The 16,194-nt window shown below is 65.9% G+C and carries 14 protein-coding genes; all 14 read right to left on the bottom strand.

Annotated elements, in window-relative coordinates:
* Positions 1-9: 9 nt before the first annotated feature.
* Positions 10-1,038, bottom strand: coding sequence for a hypothetical protein (locus N7650_RS06680; protein ID WP_279897545.1), 1,029 nt, complete (start codon positions 1,036-1,038; stop codon positions 10-12).
* Between the two features lie 413 nt (positions 1,039-1,451).
* Positions 1,452-2,261 (bottom strand): ChbG/HpnK family deacetylase, encoded by an 810-nt coding sequence (locus N7650_RS06675; protein ID WP_279897543.1) that lies wholly within the window; start codon positions 2,259-2,261, stop codon positions 1,452-1,454.
* The gene (locus N7650_RS06670; protein WP_279897542.1) at positions 2,243-3,397 is read right to left on the bottom strand and encodes a GNAT family N-acetyltransferase; all 1,155 of its coding nucleotides are present in this window, start codon (positions 3,395-3,397) and stop codon (positions 2,243-2,245) included. Before N7650_RS06670 ends, N7650_RS06675 begins: the two co-directional genes overlap by 19 nt.
* 1 nt (position 3,398) lies before the next feature.
* Complete coding sequence (locus N7650_RS06665; RefSeq protein WP_279897541.1) at positions 3,399-4,085, bottom strand: N-acetyltransferase; 687 nt, start codon at positions 4,083-4,085, stop codon at positions 3,399-3,401.
* 46 nt (positions 4,086-4,131) lie between these two features.
* Positions 4,132-6,057 (bottom strand): hypothetical protein, encoded by a 1,926-nt coding sequence (locus N7650_RS06660; RefSeq protein WP_279897540.1) that lies wholly within the window; start codon positions 6,055-6,057, stop codon positions 4,132-4,134.
* Positions 6,054-7,361, bottom strand: coding sequence for an oligosaccharide flippase family protein (locus N7650_RS06655; RefSeq protein WP_279897539.1), 1,308 nt, complete (start codon positions 7,359-7,361; stop codon positions 6,054-6,056). The genes N7650_RS06660 and N7650_RS06655 overlap by 4 nt, the downstream gene beginning before the upstream one ends.
* Complete coding sequence (locus N7650_RS06650; RefSeq protein WP_279897633.1) at positions 7,358-8,359, bottom strand: polysaccharide deacetylase family protein; 1,002 nt, start codon at positions 8,357-8,359, stop codon at positions 7,358-7,360. Before N7650_RS06650 ends, N7650_RS06655 begins: the two co-directional genes overlap by 4 nt.
* A gap of 10 nt (positions 8,360-8,369) precedes the next feature.
* Positions 8,370-9,506, bottom strand: a complete 1,137-nt coding sequence (locus tag N7650_RS06645; RefSeq protein WP_279897538.1) for a glycosyltransferase — start codon at positions 9,504-9,506, stop codon at positions 8,370-8,372.
* Positions 9,499-10,464: a glycosyltransferase gene (locus N7650_RS06640; protein WP_279897537.1), complete on the bottom strand. Its 966-nt coding sequence runs from the start codon at positions 10,462-10,464 to the stop codon at positions 9,499-9,501. Before N7650_RS06640 ends, N7650_RS06645 begins: the two co-directional genes overlap by 8 nt.
* Positions 10,461-11,831, bottom strand: coding sequence for an O-antigen ligase family protein (locus tag N7650_RS06635; protein ID WP_279897536.1), 1,371 nt, complete (start codon positions 11,829-11,831; stop codon positions 10,461-10,463). The genes N7650_RS06640 and N7650_RS06635 overlap by 4 nt, the downstream gene beginning before the upstream one ends.
* Positions 11,828-12,949 (bottom strand): glycosyltransferase family 4 protein, encoded by a 1,122-nt coding sequence (locus N7650_RS06630; RefSeq protein WP_279897535.1) that lies wholly within the window; start codon positions 12,947-12,949, stop codon positions 11,828-11,830. The genes N7650_RS06635 and N7650_RS06630 overlap by 4 nt, the downstream gene beginning before the upstream one ends.
* On the bottom strand, positions 12,910-14,475 hold the full coding sequence (locus N7650_RS06625; protein ID WP_279897534.1) for a lipopolysaccharide biosynthesis protein: 1,566 nt from the start codon (positions 14,473-14,475) through the stop codon (positions 12,910-12,912). Before N7650_RS06625 ends, N7650_RS06630 begins: the two co-directional genes overlap by 40 nt.
* 18 nt (positions 14,476-14,493) lie before the next feature.
* Positions 14,494-15,522 (bottom strand): polysaccharide biosynthesis/export family protein, encoded by a 1,029-nt coding sequence (locus N7650_RS06620; protein ID WP_279897533.1) that lies wholly within the window; start codon positions 15,520-15,522, stop codon positions 14,494-14,496.
* A gap of 24 nt (positions 15,523-15,546) precedes the next feature.
* The gene (locus N7650_RS06615) at positions 15,547-16,194 is read right to left on the bottom strand and encodes a CpsD/CapB family tyrosine-protein kinase (RefSeq protein WP_279897532.1); all 648 of its coding nucleotides are present in this window, start codon (positions 16,192-16,194) and stop codon (positions 15,547-15,549) included.

Here is a 16,194-nt window from a genome sequence, read left to right as displayed (position 1 = left end):
TTGCGAGTGTCAGGCGAGTTGCTTTTCCGACCGTTCGTCGGTGTCGTGGGCCTCGGCCAGGAAGCCGGCCAACGCTCCGAAGGCTTTTCCGACGCGCTCGTTGTAGTCCAGCATGACCTTCTTCAACTGCGGAATATCGAAATCGATATCCTCCATCCTGGCAAACGCCTGGGCAGCAGCCAGAGCATGCAACCCATGCCTGTTCTCCACTTCTCCGGAGTGTCCCATTACATAACCTTTGGCGTTGCGCAGCGCCTGGGGATTTGCATTTAGCGTCGGGTCCAGGCAAAGCAGTTTCTGCTCGATGAATTGGGCGAGAAAGTTATATTCCCTACCGTTCCATAGTTCCGAGGAAATCGAGACCATCATTGCCTTCATCGTCGACTCACGGTATTCATCCGACGTCATCGCAGCCTTGTGCCCAGCGATGCCCGTGTTGTAAAGGAACTCCGAAAACGCGAGGCACTCGCTGACGCTGTAGCGCTCCTCCAGCCAGTCCGATGCACCGAAGACGGCGGTCAGGTAGCGATACATGCCATCATGCCCCTTATGGCCCAGGCCAAAATCATCCTTTGCAACTTCATGCATATGAGCCATGACGGTGTTGTGGCTGGCCTGCATATGCGCAGGCATGGACACTGCATCGGCAGCCAGGCGCATGATCACCTTCGCTGAAACCAGGCTGGTCGTCTTGTGGGTTTCGTTCCAGCCATTGAAGAACCTGAGTGTCGAGGAATCCGTCGAATCCTTCCTCAGCAGTAACAGGAATGCCGATTCAGCATGCTGTTGCGCTTGCTGCGTAATAGGGTGGCAAAGGACCTCATGCATCGTCTGCTGCAAAGCTTCGATATTGTCGATGCTTGCGGGCAGTGGCGGTCGTCGGGTCTGCTCGGTTATCGATCGGCCTGGAATCTTGAGGTTGGCAATGTGCGTGGGAAGCGCCTCGATGAAAAGTTCACCCAGTTCATGCATGGATCTTTTAACGAGCACAGGTCGCGAATGTGTTTTGGGATGGCTTTCCATGAAAGTCTGGCTCATGTGTTTTCCTCGTATGAAAGTAGTCAGCGCTGTGTTCGTACTTTATCCAGTTTCCTCAAATAAGCGAATATCCTTGGGTTGACTGAAAGGTCCTAGGTGTCCGTAGTATTTTTCCTGGCCCCCTTATTTGCTTGGGTTTTCTTAATGTTTGGAAGATGTTTATTGCGTAATTGTAATTATGCGCGGCGCTGTTAATTGCAGGGTTGTAATGTTAGGGGTTACAGGCTTGTAATATTTTAATTAAGGTGTGTGCAGCGAGAAGAGGCGGATCAAGTGCATTTCAAGTGGCGGTTGTTTACTCAGGTGCATACGCGCGCGTCCTATCGATTAAGCGAGCAGAAATCACCTGTTGGACTCGCCAGGTGTGCGATACCCGCAAGCCGCTGCGTATGCGCAGCGGTGGTGCCGAACGACTAGACCGAGCGGGTAGCCTTGAGGCGCTGGCGCCCGGCAAGGCTCGCGGTCAGTATCCCGTAGCCCACCCGTGTCACCCCCGATAGCCGATCGTCCAGCAAGTCCAGCAACGACTCGCCGGCAGGCAGGTAGGCGTCCCCGAAATCCGCATTGCCCAGCGCGCTCGGGTGCACCACTACCTCCAGCACGCCGCTGCGTGGCAGCCACCCGTCCCGCAGGTCCACCGGCGTGCACACATGATCCGCGGCGGCTCCGGCCAACTGTTTCAGGCGCCGGTTCAACAGGCTTTTGAAGACCCGCTTGGCCATTCCGATATTGCTGCCGATGTTGCGCGCCAGGCGCACCGGCACCCCTTCGCGGGCAGCGAAGCGGGCAACGATCTCGCCGATGGGCCAGACATTGTGGATGTGCTGGTGCGAATCCAGATGGCTTGGCAGCAGGCCCAGGCCCAAGCAGTGCTGCCATTGCGCCGCCAGTTCCTGCTCGATCGCTTGGCGCGTCCGCCGCCCCAGCCACAGGCACTTGCGCGACAGGGTGAATTCGAATTCGCCGGCCGGGTTGCAGAACAGCGGTTCATGAAGGATTGCCTCGCTCAGCGGGCGTCCATGGCTGAGGTTGAAGTGCAGCCCGATCCGGCCGCGCAGCATCGGCTGCTGCCTGGCCAGGGCGCAGGCATTGCGCAAGGCCGGCATGTTGGCCATGGCCGTGGCCGAGCTGATCATCCCGTGCTGGAAGGCCCGCAGGATGACCGCATTGGTCGCCTCGTCGAGCCCGAAGTCGTCAGCGTTGACTATGACCTGGAGGGACATTGCGTAACTCCTGAATGGGCTGGGCGAGGGGAAGGCTTGCTGGTGCCATGGGCCTTGCCCGGGTGCAACCAGGGTTGGCAACGGCGCCACATGCGCAGGGCCAGGCCCAGGCAGATGCCGGACAATCGCCAACTGTAGAAACCATGGCGCAGGTGCTCGACCTGATCGGTCATGCGTTCGTGCAACTGATGGCTGGAGTTTTCCAGGCTGACCCGCGAGGCATCGATCCATTGCCAACCCTCGTCTAGCCCCCAGTCGATCCATTCCTGCAACAGCACCCGGCCACTGCCCAGCCCGGCATGGGCGGGTAGGAAGGCCAGGTTGTAGTCATATAGCCGTCCGCGCTCGAGCAGCCCGAGGCGATAGCTGATGCACTCGCCGTCCAGCTCCAGCACGACCAAACGCACGCCATCCTGCCCGGCGAGGGCTGTCAGGGCCTGGAACATCCACGCCCTGGACAACGCCGAGCTGAAGATGCCGACGCCGTCGTCGCCTTTCCAGCTGGCGTCCTCGACCGCTGCGATACGTTGCAGCCAGGTCTCGATGTTCCCGGCATCCACCCGCACCCGACGCACCTGCGCGCCACAGGCAGCGATCCGCTTGCGCGCCCGGCGCAACTTGTAGCGTGGGTCGCCGCTGACTTCCTGGCGGTCCGCCGGGCTGATCCTGTGCACCGGCACATTGCATATGCGGCGCCGTTCGTAGGTCGAACAGTGCCTGCTCCAGTGCACCAGCCACGGTTCGCCGGCGGTGAGCTCGTTGAGTTGCAACAGCGCATGCGGCAGGCGCTGGCGAATCTCGCGCAGCACCTGCGGCGCTTCCTGCTCGTCGAGATCGATCATCAACCCGACCCGGTCGCTCAACGGCCAGCCGAGGTGGCGCACTACCACCAACCCCGGCAGGCCGCTGCGCAGCGGCATGCGCAGCAAGGGCAGGCACAAGCGCAGGCGCTCGCCGTCATGGCCCAGCAGCACCTGCAGGCTCTGCTGCGGTTGCACGGCCGCCTCGGCCGCGCGCAGCCAGGCCAGGCCGTTGAACGGTGTGGCCCGGGGCAGCCGCTGGCGCAGGGCTTCATAGTCCGCGGCAGGAAACCCCGGCTCCGCCAGCGAGGCCACCCAGCTCAGGCGCAGGCCCATCTCAGGCCACTCCGGCAGCAGCGGCAGCGGCCGGCTTGCGCAGCCCGGCCAGGCGCGAGCCTTCGTAATGGCTTTGGCGGAAGAATTTCCAGCGCCCGAACAGGCAATACACATGGGTCACCCGGTGCTGCTCGTGGTAACCCATGCGCATGTGCAGCTTCAGCGCCGGGATGTTGTGGCTTTCGCAGACGTCCACCACCTTGTCGCAGCCCTGCTTGCTCATGGCCTTCCACAGGTCCAGCTGCAGGTCTACCGACAGCGTGGTGCCCCAGTAGGCGCGGGTCAGTTCGCCGCCGAACTCGAAGAACTCACCGGGCTTGACCGGGAACCAACAACCGTAGAAGTGGTGGTCGTGATAATCCTTAGGGCTGCCCCAGATAAAGGCCACCACATGGCCCTCGGGGTCGCGGCGGACGATCCCGGTGTGTCCCTCGGCCACCAGCTCGCGCATGGTGTCCAGGCGGTCGCCGAAGTAGCGGGCGAAGGCATGCACGTTGTGCAGGGTGATCAGCTCGCTGTGGGTCGGCGGGCTCGACTTGAGGTTGTGCGGGGGTACCGGGCTGACCAGGTCGCGCTCCATCCAGAGCAGTTCCCAGTGATAGAACACATAGTGCCGGAAGGCGGTGTTCAGGGCCGAGCGCAGTCCTTTGTGCCTGATATGGTTTTGCAGCTGGTTCAGTACACGCATGATTGCCTCCTGGATCGGGCAAGACGGGTGATCGGCGCCGTGCAGGTCACGACGCGTTCCAGCCCAGGGCAAAGATCGTCTGCCCCGGCAGCTCGAAGCCGATGCGCCCGCCGTGGCAGGCCGGTTCGGCCTTGCGTGGCTGGTGGTCGGGTCCGAAGAAGGTCAATTCGGTCTGTGTCGGGCACTGCCGGGCGCCGCTGTCGAAGTGCACCCGTTGCAGGCGTTCGCTTTTGTTCACCCCCAGCAGGCTGCGTCGCGAGCCGCGGGCCATGGCCAGGGCGTCTACCTCGAAGGCGTCGTTGTCCAGATGCAGCACCTGGTCCAGCCAGTGGCGCTGGATGAACTGCTGGGCCAGGCCCACCGGCTTGAGTTCGAACTGGTTCGGGCCAAGGACCCGCAGCATGCCCTTGGGGTAGTCCGGCTCGTCGGCGGCCTGGAACCAGTTGAGCATGTCCAGCAGGCCGTCGGCGCTGGCGTTGATCGCCACCGAGGCCCACCACAGCGCGCCCAGGTGCCCGTCCTGCTCGTAGAGGCTGAGGCTGGAACCGCTGGACAGGTTGGTCTGGTCCAGCAGCAAGGCCTTGCGCGGTCGGCCCCGCTGGTCCAGGCCGACCAGCGCCGCGGCCTGGCGTACCTGGTCGCGGTAGGTTCGGGTGGCCAGCAGGTCACGCACCATCCACTCGTGCCAGGCCAGGGCGTCGATACGCGGGCCGAACTCTTCCAGCAGGCGCCGCGCCCAGTCCAGCCCACGGCGCTGCTCGCTGTGCTCGGCAGTGGGGCCATTGACCAGCCGCGAACTGGCCGGCAGGGCGATGCGCACGCCCGCTTCACGCGCCCCTGGATAGTCCTCGACCTGCTGCAGGCGCGTGGCGAAAAAAGCGCGGAAATCCGCGTAGTCCGGGTAATTGAGGTTGGGCTCGTCGGCAAAGGCAATGTAATGCCGACCACTGCCGCCCAGGGCGACGCTAGCCGCCAGCCAGGCGTGCAGGCCGCGGCGGCTCACCCCGTCATCCTTGAGATCGGCCCGGCGTCCGGTGGCAGCGAGCAGGGTGATGTCATCCTCGATGCCGAAGCGCTGGCGATACAAACGACGGAAGCCCGTCTCGAAATCAGGCTGTCGTGCCAGTACATCGACGAAGCTGTAGAACCCCCCGGTCCGGGGCCTTAGGGCGTCGAGCAAGGCATGGCTGGACGGTGGTGGCAGCAGGTAGGGCAGGTTCAGCCCCAGTTTCGCGGCCGGCCCCAGTTGCGTGCTGCCCAGGCGCAGAGCGACAGTGCCGGGCTGCTCCTGCAAGGGCTGCAGGTCTTCGGGACGGCGTGCGAACAGGTTGGCGGTGCCATCCAGCCAGAAAGCCGCCTTGCCGCTGCCTTGCAGTTCCAGGCGCCAGACCTGCGCCCTGGCGCTGCGCGGCAGGCTGACCTGCTGGTACTGCCAGTAGGCCGGCTGAGCGGGCAGCAGCAGGTCCCAGCTTTGCCCATCCCCGAGCCGCACCGCACGCAGGCCGCTGACGCCGCCATGGTACTTGCCCGCCAGCACCGCTGCTTCGCCGGGGCCGACGCGGAAATAGAAGAGGGTTCCGGCTTGTACCTGAAGGCTGAAGTGCACCCTGGCCGGCGCAAACTGCGCCCGGGTGCTGTCGCTGAATGCTGGCTGGTAGCGGCGGAAGCTATAGCCGGGGATTTCCAGGCGGTAGCTGCCACGCCCGGTGCTCAACGGCCATTGCTGCTGGCCACGGACCTCGCTGGCGGCGATGGCGCGTTGCGCTGCGAGGCGCCCCTGGCCATCGAGGAGGAACACCTGCTCCGGATTGGCCCCGGCCTGCCAGGCGCCGACCCAGTCCAGGCGCAGGGTGTCGTTGCGCCCTGGCGTCAGGTACAGCGCACCATCGCGGATATCCGGCCAGCGCAGTTGTGCGGCCTGGGTCAATGCGCTGCACAGGCACAGCGCGATCAGCACGCCCAGGCCTTTCATTGCGTGAGCCTCCCGGGCAGCCTGCGCCACAGCGGCACAAGGTCACCCGGCAACACGATCAGCACACGCCACCAGGCCACGCCACTGAGCCGGCAATACAGCACCAGCATCGCCAGGGTCACCGCCAGGTAGGCGACCGACGAGGCCAGCCCGGCACCGACGATGCCGTAGCGGGGGATCAGCAGCACATTCAGGACCAGGTTCAGCGCGGCGCCGGCGCCCATCATCAGCGACACGCTGCCGGGACGGTTCTTGCCCAGCAGGTCCAGGCGCAGGATGCTGGCGTAGCACAGGCCGAGCAGCCCCGGCAGCAACGCCAGCAGCGCCGGATAGGCCGGCTGGTAGGCGACACCGAACAGGGTCACGATCAGCCATTCGCCGATCAGGGCCATGCCCAGGCAGGCGCCGAGCATCACCGTGGCGGTCAGGCGCAGCGCCAGCGGGGTCAGGCGCTCCATGCCCGGGTCCTGTTGCAGCAGGCGCTTCATCAAAGGTGTAGTGACCGCCTCGGGAACGATCAGCAGCAATTCGGCGGCGGCGCTGGCCATGGCGTAGTGGCCGAGGGCGGCGCTGCCGAGCAGGGCGCTGACGAACAGGTAGTCCGAGCGCAGGATCACCTGCTGGAACAGCAGGTCGGGATGGCTCTTGGCGCTATAGGCCAGCAGCTCGCGCTGGCCGCTGCGGTCCCAGCACAGGCGCAGCCGGCGCCCGCGGCCGAGCCACAGCAGGCCGAGCACTGTCACCAGGCCCAGGCCCAGCAACCAGCTGGCCAGGGCTGCCGGTAGTGCCGCTTCGGGCCACAGCAGGTAGAAGGCCAGGAACAGCAGCAATGGCGCCAGCGATTCGGTCAGGCGCAGGGCATTGAAGGCGCCCACGCCTCCGGTGGCGTTGTGCAGGGTCAGCAGGCCGCTTTTCAGCACGCTCAATGGCACCGCCAGCAACAGCAGCCAGGCCAGTAAACCCAGCTGTTCGGTAACTTCCAGTTCGATGCCCAGGCCTCGCAGCAGGCCCAGGCAGAACAGGGTCAGCAACCCCGCCAGCAGGCAGCCGTAGACCAGCACCTGGGTCAGCAGCAGGCCGGGATCGCGTTGCTGGGCCGCCTGGTAGCCGATCGCGCTGTTCAGCCCGCCACTGGTAGCGGCGGCGATCAGGTCCGGCAGGCTGCTGAGCAAGGCGAACAGGCCGCGCTCGCTAGGACCGAGCAGGCGCGCCAGGAGCACATTGCGCAGCAGGCGCAGGGCGATCATCGCCAGTTTGGTGGCCATGCTCAGCAGCAGATGGCGCACGTAGTGGCTACGGTTCATGGCCGGCCTGCCTGGCTGATGCGCCAGGCCAGCAGCGAGGGGCGGCTGGCGTTGCGCTGGCTGACACCGATACGCGGCAGGGCCAGGGGATCCTCGCTGCCCAGGCACAACCCGGGACGAGTGCCCAGCGCCCAGGGATACTGGTGCGCGGCCAGGCGCTGACGGACCCGCAGGTCATGGTCGCCATTGGGGTAGTAGTACACCGGCAGCGGATCGCGACAGCCGTTGCGCAGGGCGCGGTGGCTGCGGCTGATTTCTTCCTCCAGGCGATGTTCGTCCAGCCCCGGCAACAAGGCGTGGCTGGCGCCATGCGGACCGAAGCGGATCAGCCCGGAATCCTCCAGCTGGCGCACCTGCTGCCAGTTCAGGGCCTGGGGCAGGGACTCCGCCGGACAGGTGTCGGTCAATAGCTGCAAGGCCGCTGGCGCCAGGCTTTTCAGGCTGTGCAGGTAGTACGCCAGGGCCAGGCTGCGGGCCCGTGGCGCGTCGTGCATGAAGTAGGCGGCCGGCAGCGGGCGCCCGACCCGGCGCAGCTTCTCGATCAACAGGTGCCGTGCCGGCTCGCCATGGGTGCCCCACAGGGTCTCGCCCAGGCTCTCCCACCAGAAGCGCTGGCGGCTGCCAATGTAGTCGGTGGACAGGAAGATGCTCGCCGGCATCTCGTAGCGCTGCAGCAGCGGGAAGGCGTGCAGGGCATTGTCGCGCCAGCCGTCATCGAAGGTCAGCGCCACCCGCGGACGCTTGCCATTGCCCGGCCCTTGCAGCAGGTCCAGCAGCGGCAGGCATTCGAAATGCCCGCGCAGCCAGCGCAGCAAGCGTTCGAAGGCCAGCGGCCCGACGCACAGCTCGTTGCGATGGGGCAGGGTGGCGGCGCGATCGTCCGGCAGCACCCGGTGCAGCATCAGGATCAGCCCGGCGTTCTGCAATTGGCGGCGGCCTTCCGGGGAGTTGAGGTAGATCCAGCCCCGGGCGCGCTTGAGCGTGGTCTTGATCGGCATGGTCATGGCCTCAGCGATTCTGCTCGGGGTTCCATTGGCGATAGCCCTGGCCGCGCAGGAATTGCCATAGCCCGACGCTCATCCCGGCACAGGTCACCAGCACGTAGGCCGCCAGGCGGAAGGGCCTGGGCAGGCGCCTGCCGGCATCCAGCAGGCCGATCAGGGCAATCCCGTAGCCGAGCAACTGCAGGGTGCAGGTCCACAAGTAGAAGGCGCCGCTATCCAGCAGGCACAGATTGCTCAGCAACAGCGGCACCAGCAGCAGCGGCGCCAGGCGGCGCAGCAGCTTGTGGCTGATCAGGGCGATGGCGTACAGGCCGTGGCAAGTCGGGTCGAGCAACTGGCTGCGTGCGGCCAGGCTGCGCAAGCCGCCGACCGTGACCCGCTGGCGCCGTCGGAACTGCTTGCCGGGCTCGTCCACGCCGCAATCGAGCACCAGCGCCTCGGGCACATAGACGATGCGCTGGCCCGCCGCCGGGGCGCAGGTGCTGATAAAGAAGTCATCGTTGACCTGTTCGGGAATCGCCTCGTACAGCTCGCGGCGCAGCGCCAGCAAGGCACCGTCGGCGGACACCATGCAGCCGTTGCGGTTTTCCACGCGGCGCACCCAGCCTTCGTAATGCCGATACAGGCTATCGCCCATGCTCAGGCCCTTGCCCGTGCGGGGAATGATCATCTGCCCGGCGCTACCGCCGACACCGGGCATGGCGAACGGCCGCAGCAAGTGACCGAGGGTATCGTCGACCCATTGGTTGTCGGCATCGGTAAACACCAGGATATCGCCCTGGCAGCGCTCGACCGCGATATTCAAGGCGGCGGCCTTGCCAATGCGCGGCAGGTCGAGGACCAGGATGCGCGGGTCGTCGATGCTGCGCGCACAGGCGACGGTGCGATCACTGGAGCCGTCGCTGGCGACGATGATCTGCAGGCTGGCGCTGGCGTCTGCCTGGCTTAGCACGCTGCGCAGCTTCTGCGCGATATGCCGCTGCTCGTTATGCGCGGCGATCACCACGCTGACCGTCAGCGGGGTTGCCGGGCGCGCCTGGGGTTGGTGGCGAAAGGGCGCGAGCAGGCTCAGTACCAGCGGGTAGCCGAGCCAGGCATACAGCGGTAGCAACAGGCACGACCAGAAGATGAATTCAGCCACGGGCAGGCCTCCTTGCGGTGAGGTTGAACAGGCTCAGGACGAAGGCCATGCCGGCCAGGTGCAGGCGAATGAAATGCAGGCCCCAGAGCTGCGCCATCAAGCGCGGGTCACGCTGCCTGAGGCTTTGTCGCAGGCTCAGGGCCAGGGCGGGCAGGCTGGCCAGCAGCACCAGCAGCAGGCCCAGGTGCGGAAAGCCGTCGAGCAGCGCCGACAGAGCCATGGCATCCAGCGCCCAGGCGCCCAGGGACAGGGCCGGGAAGCGCAGTAAGCGCAGGCTGGCGCCATGGCTGCGCAGCAATTGCAAATGACTGCCTTGGCGCCACATCTCCTTGCCCAGCCACTCCTTCCAGCTGGCCTCGTAACCCCAATGCAGTACCACCGGATCGCTCAGCGCCACCAGGCGCGCGCCGGCCTGGTGCAGGCGCAGGGTGAGATCCTTGTCCTCGCCGCTGCGCAGGCCTTCGTTGAAACCGCCGACCTTTGCGAACCAATGCCGTGGCATCAGCAGGTTGGGACTGGGCAGCCATTGCCGCGGTTGCAGCAGCTCGCTGCTGCGCAAGGTCCGGCGCTGCCAGGCGATGGCGAACCAGGGCGCCTGCCGCGGGGTGTCGCACTCGAGGGCGAAGACATCGCCACGGTCTTCGTCGCTGAGCACGAAAAGCCGCTCGAGCCAGGTATCCGGCACCTCGATATCGGCGTCGAGGAAGGCCAGCCACTCACTGTCGCACACGGCCGCACCCCGGTTGCGCAGGGCACCGATGCTCAAGCCCGGCAGGCTCAATACCTCGGCACCCAGGGTCCGGGCTATCTGCGGGCTGTCGTCGCTGGAGCCATTGTCGACCACGATGACGCGGCACACGGCTTCGGCCCTGTGCGCCGCCTCGTGCACGGCCCTGAGGGTGCGGCTGATATGCCGGCTTTCGTTGAACATCGGGATGACGATGGCGACCCGACTCATGGCTGCGCCTCCAGCTGGCGGGACGCCTCGGCCCGGGCCCGCAGTACTGCGGACAGCGCGAGCATGATCCACAGGTACTTGTGGTTCGGCGCGCTGAGGAACATCAGGAACAGCCCGATCGAGAGCATGCTCATGGCCAGGTGGGTGAGCAGGTCGGCGCGGGCCACATCATGCTGGCGCAGCCAGGCAGCGCGGGCTGCCCAGAAATTGCGCAGGGCCAGGGCGATCATGCCGATGAACAGCAGCGCCCCGGGAATGCCGACCTCGCTGAACAGCTCAAGATAGGTGTTGTGCGCACGGCGATAGAGGTCGGTGATCTTGCGGTTGGCCGAGAACGCCTTGGCGTAGCCGGTATGGGCGTAATGCAGGGGGAAGGTGCCGGGCCCGGAGCCGAACACCGGGTTCTCGCGGATCATCCGGCTGCCAACGACGATATAGGAGGCGCGGCGGCCCAGGGAATCGTCCTCGTAGGCATTGACCCCGGACTTGAGCACGCTCAGCGACTGGATGCGCTCGATGTACCTGGCCGGCATCACCGCCACCGCCGTGGGCAGCAGTATGGCCAGGGCCAGCATGACCAGCCCGAGGTGGCGCGGGCGGATCCGCGTCAGTTGCACCCGGTAGTGGTACAGGCCGATGCCCAGGCTGATCAGCAACACCACCAGGCCGGAGCGCGATTCGGTGCGGGTCATGCCGGCCAGCAGCAGCCCGGCGCACACCAGCCACAGCGCCTTTTCGGCAAGGCGCGGTGCATTGAGCAGCAACCAGATGGTCAATGGCACCGCGAAGGCGATGAGCATGGCGAATACGTTGGGGTCGTCCAGCAGCCCGGCGGCGCGGCCCTGGTCCTGGTATTTGCTGGAATACATGGCCAGCAGGCAGGTGGTAGCGACGCTGAGGGAAACCAGCCGGGCCAGCACCGGCAAACTGACTTCGCGCCCGACCAGCAGGGTCATGACGAACAGCAGCAAGCCGATCAGCAACTCGCGCAGGTGCTGCGCCGACAGCAGCCAGTCGTCGCTGAGCCAGAAACTCAAGCCATAGCAGGCGAGGAAACCCAGCAGCAAGGGCCACAGGTTGCTGCGCAGGCGCAGGCCGTCCAGCTTGCCGCTGGCCAGTTGCAGCAGCAGCACCAGGGCCAGTGCTGCACCCACCAGCTTGGCCGCCGACAGGTCGCTGTCCTTGAACAGGCCTTCGAATGGCACCAGGGCAACGATGGCCAGCAGGCCCCAGGCCGGGCGCCGCCACAGCGCGAGGATCGCGCCCAGGGCCAGCACCGCGCCCGGCGCCAGGTAAGGCCAGGGGCTGACGAGCAGGGCCACGGCGGCGAGGCCGAACAGCCCGATCAGGGAAAGAGGCAGGATCATGCGCGGACCTCCGTTGCGGTGCCCAGGTAGACCTGGGCCCAGCGCTGGGCCAGGGTGGGCAGGTGATAGCGCTCGCGCTGGGTGCGCCGGGCCTGGGCGATCAGTTCGCCGGCCTGGGCCGGGTCGTCGATCAGCGCGGCCAGTTGCGCGGCCAGCTCGTCCACGGCCAGCGGCCGGGCCAGCAGGCCGCTGCGCCCGTGTTCGATCACATCGGGGATCCCGCCGACGCCGAAGGCCACCACCGGAACCCCGTCCTGCATGGCTTCGAGCAGGATCATCGGCGTGCCCTCGGTGCGCGAGCTGATCACCAGGGCGTCGAGCCGGCCCATCCACGGGCGCATGTCCTGCTGGAAGCCGGGCAGCAGAATGCGCTCGCCCAGCCCGGCGGCGGCGATCCGTGCGCGCAGGGCTGGCAGCTCGGGGCCGTCGCCGAGCATCACCGCGTGCAAGTGCGGATAGCGCCGGCACAGCGGGATCAGGGTATCGAGGAACAGGTCGGGACCTTTTTCGCTGCTCAGGCGCCCCACGTAGCCGGCCAGCCATTGACCGTGATGAGGCGCATGGCGCAGTGGCTGCGCGGTGTCCGGCAGGCCGTTGGGGATCACCCGGATCTTGCTGCTGGCAACCCCGGCGTCACGCAGGATCCGGGCGATGCTTTCGGCCACGCACACCACCTTGCTCACCAGCGGCGAACGGCACAGGCGCAGGGTCAGCCAGGTGTACAGGCGCTGCTTGCGATTGCGCGGGGTGAAGCCATGCTGGGTGGCCAGCAGCGGCACGCCCCACAGCAGCGCGGCCAGGCAACCGAACAGCAGGCCGCGGAAGTTGTGGGCGTTGAGCAGTGGTTTCGCCCGCCGCTCACGGCCGATTTCGCCGAGCAGCTCCGCCACCCCGGTGCAGCGCTGGCAGTCCACCCCGGCGCGGCGAAAGCGCGCCAGCAATTCATCCGGTGCTTCGAGAAACAGCACCCGATGCTGCCCTGGCGTGGCCAGGCAGTGGTCCAGCAGCATGCGCTCGGCGCCGTAGAACCCACCGCTGTTGAGCAGGTGGATGATCGGCTGGCGCGGGGCTGCGGCGTTCAATTGCGCACCCAGTGCCACAGCCGCGGCAGCGACCATTGCCGGTGCGGGTTGGGCAGCTCCGGAGTCTGGTCGTTGATCACCAGCAGCACCGGCAGGTTCAGCTCCTGGCCGATCTGTGCCGGATGTTTGAAGCGGTGGTCGAAGAACTCGCGGACATACACCAGGGCGATCGCGAACAGCAGCCCGGTGAGCATGCCGAACGGCACGATCAGCAGCGGCCTGGGGAAGGCGGCTTCGGTGGGCTGGTAGGGCGCGCTGAGGATGCGTGCGTTGGACAGGTTGTCCAGCTGGCCCTGGCCGCGGCTTTCTTCATAGCGCTGGGTGTAGGTGAAGAAGGCCTTGTGCAGGGCATCGATCTCGGTGTCGAGCTGGCGCGCCTTGCTCTGGGTTTCCTGCAACTGGTGGATGCGGCCTTTCAGTTCGCCGATGCGCGCGGTTTTCTGCGCGATCACTTCCTGGACCACGGTCAGGTCCTTCTCGCGCTCGCTGATGCGGTTGGACACCACCTTGAGGAATTGCTGGCGGGTGCGGCTGATCTGCTCGCGCTGCAGTTGCATGGGCTCGCTGCCGGGCTGGAAGATCGCCGTGTCATTGCCGTAGCGCGATACCTGGGTGGTCAGTTGCTCGCCCAGTTGCTTGATCTCGCGATCCTCGAAGGCGATGTTGTCCACCGTGGTGGTGAAGGTGAACGGGAAGGCGTAGTCGCTCATCTTGGCCGAGCTGGCGCTGGCCAGGGCCGACTTCAGGTAGTCGAGCCAGCGCTGGCTTTGCAGCAGGCGGTCACGGTACTGGTTGAGGTCCTGCTCCTCGGTGTTGATCGCGTTCAGGCGGAAGGTGATTTCCTCCTTCGGATCGGACGAACCGTTGGCCTCCAGCAAGCCAAGGCGCTTGCTTTCCAGGTCATCGAGGCGGGTCTGGTACTGGAGTTTCTTCTGTTCATAGAAGGACTCCGGCAGCTCGTTGGATTGCAGGTCCTGGCGGTTCTTCAGGTAGTTGTCCAGCAGGCGGGCGACAAAGGCGGTGCCCTGGGCCGGGTCGGCGAAGCTGTAGTTCACCGAGATCACGTTGGAGCCGGGCAGGGTATCGACCTTGAGGTTTTTCACCGCCTGGTCGGTCAGGGCATCCAGCTCGCTGTCGCCGGCCGCCTGCACGCGCAGGCCGAGGGCGGTGCGCATCGGGTCGATGACCCGGGCGTGCAGCGGAGCCAGCACCCAGCGTTCCAGCATGCCGGGCTCCGCACTGTACTTGCCTTCGCTGCGCAGCTGGCTGATGGTCTGGCGGATCAGGGTCGGCGAGCGCAGGATATTGCTCTCGGTCTCCATGTCGGCCAGCGACGGCGGGATGAACTTGTCGGTTTCCTGGGCCAGGGCGGTGTTGGTGTCGCTCTGCGACAGTTTCTTCGACTGGACGATCACCTCGGCGCCGATATCGAAGCTCTGGCGCAGAACCAGCGGCAACAGCAGGGCGATCACCGCAAAGGCCAGGAAGATGCGCTTCACCCACTGGCGGTTGGCGAAGAAGATGCGGAAGAACTCGTGCAGGTAATTCTCTTTGGGATTCATGTCGCGATACTCCCGGGGTCAGTTATCGCTGCCTTTGTTGTCGAGGCGGTAGCTGAAGCTCATGCCGAAGCCCTGGAACAGCACGACGTCGGCCAGTTGCCGGGCCAGTTCGCCGGCGCTGGCGAGCTTGGTCTTGGGCACGTAGAGCATGTCGTCCGGTTGCAGGTAGGCGACCTGCTGGGCGCTGGCGTCCAGGGCCTGGTCGATGTTGTAGGGCACCGCCGTCACCTGGTTGCCCTTGCGCCGCATGATCATCACCGAGTCCAGGCGGGCCTTGATGCTGGGGCCGCGGGCCAGGGTCAGGGCCTCGAGCACCGAGACCGGGCGGCGGATCGGATAAGCCCCCGGTGCGCCGACTTCACCCAGCACGTAGATCTCGTTCACCGCCGTGGACTTGAGCATGACGTCCACGCTCATCTTTCCTGGCAGCTTGGCGTAGCGCTCGTTCAGGTAGGCCTCCAGCTGGCTCACGGTCATGCCCTGCAGGGCCACCGAGCCGACTTCGGGGAAGTTCGCGCGGCCGTCGCTGTTCACCGTGATTTCCCGGCTCAGGCCGGTGGCCGGGTGGTTCAGGGCGTTCTTCAGGTTTTGCTCGTTGGTCAGCGGGCTGATCACCTGCACGGTCAACTGGTCGCGGTTGGGCTGGAACAGGCTCTTGTTGCGGTAGGCCTGCTGGATCGCGGCGCGGGCCTGGTCCGAGGTGAGCCCGGCGACCTGTACCGAGGTGTTGGCCGCCGGCAGCTCGATACGGCCGTCGGGCAGCACCAGTTGGTTGCCGTTCAGCGAACTGGCGGAAAGGAAGTTGAGCCCGATGGTGTCGCCGGGCTGGATGCGGTAGGCATCGGTGCCGCTGGTGGCGATATGGAAGATCACGTCCAGCACGTCCTGCGGCCGCAGTACCTGCTCCTGGCTTTCCAGCTCGGTGGCTTGGGCGCCGGCGGCCGGAGCGGTCATGATCTGCACCGGCATCTGGTGCATTTCCTGGTTACTGCTGCAGGCCGCCAGCAGCGGGACCAGGGCGAACAGGGCGATCAGGGGAGTGTTCATGTCGTTGTCCCTCGCACGGTCGGCTCAAAGGTTGTTGTAGAGCCACTTGGGCATGTAGTACCGGCGCCGGTTGAAGACGCTGCCGATCAGCAGCGCCCCGGCCTGGACCAGGCGCTGGCTGGCGGCCTGGGCCACTTCGCGGCGGGTGTCGTCGGCGTCGATGACCAGGATCACCCCGTCCACCAGCGGCCCCAGCACCAGGCTGTCGGCCCCGGCGTAGACCGCCTCGCCGTCGATCACCACGAAGCGGTAGTCGTTGGCCAGCCTGCGCAGCAGCACGCGCAGCATTTCCGGATCGAGCCGTGCCCCGCCGCGCTTGTGCAGCCCGCAGGGCAGCAGGTCGAAGCTCTGGTCGGACAGGCGCACGATGCAGTCCTGGGGCAGCGGCGGGGTCTGGTCGTCGAACAGCAGGTCGCGCAAGCCGCGCAGCTTGCCCAGGCCCAGTTGCTGGCTGAGGTTGTCGGGAGCGTTGCTGGCATCGATCAGCAACACCGTGCCACCGCTCATCTGCGCCAATTGCTTGGCGACGGCCAGGGCGCTGGTGCTGGTGCCGGCACCGCTGTTGGCGGCGGTGAGCAACAGCAGGCGTCGATTCTGGTCGAGCACGGTGGAGGTCAGGTTGGTTTCGCTTGGGGTCGCGATACTCATGCTTCTTGAAGTAGAACCGTCCAT

This window comes from Pseudomonas sp. GD04058 (genome assembly GCF_029836855.1).
Classification (GTDB): Bacteria; Pseudomonadota; Gammaproteobacteria; order Pseudomonadales; family Pseudomonadaceae; genus Aquipseudomonas; species Aquipseudomonas bharatica.
Note: the sequence above shows the minus strand (reverse complement) of the source record. Positions and strands in the feature narration are given on the sequence as shown.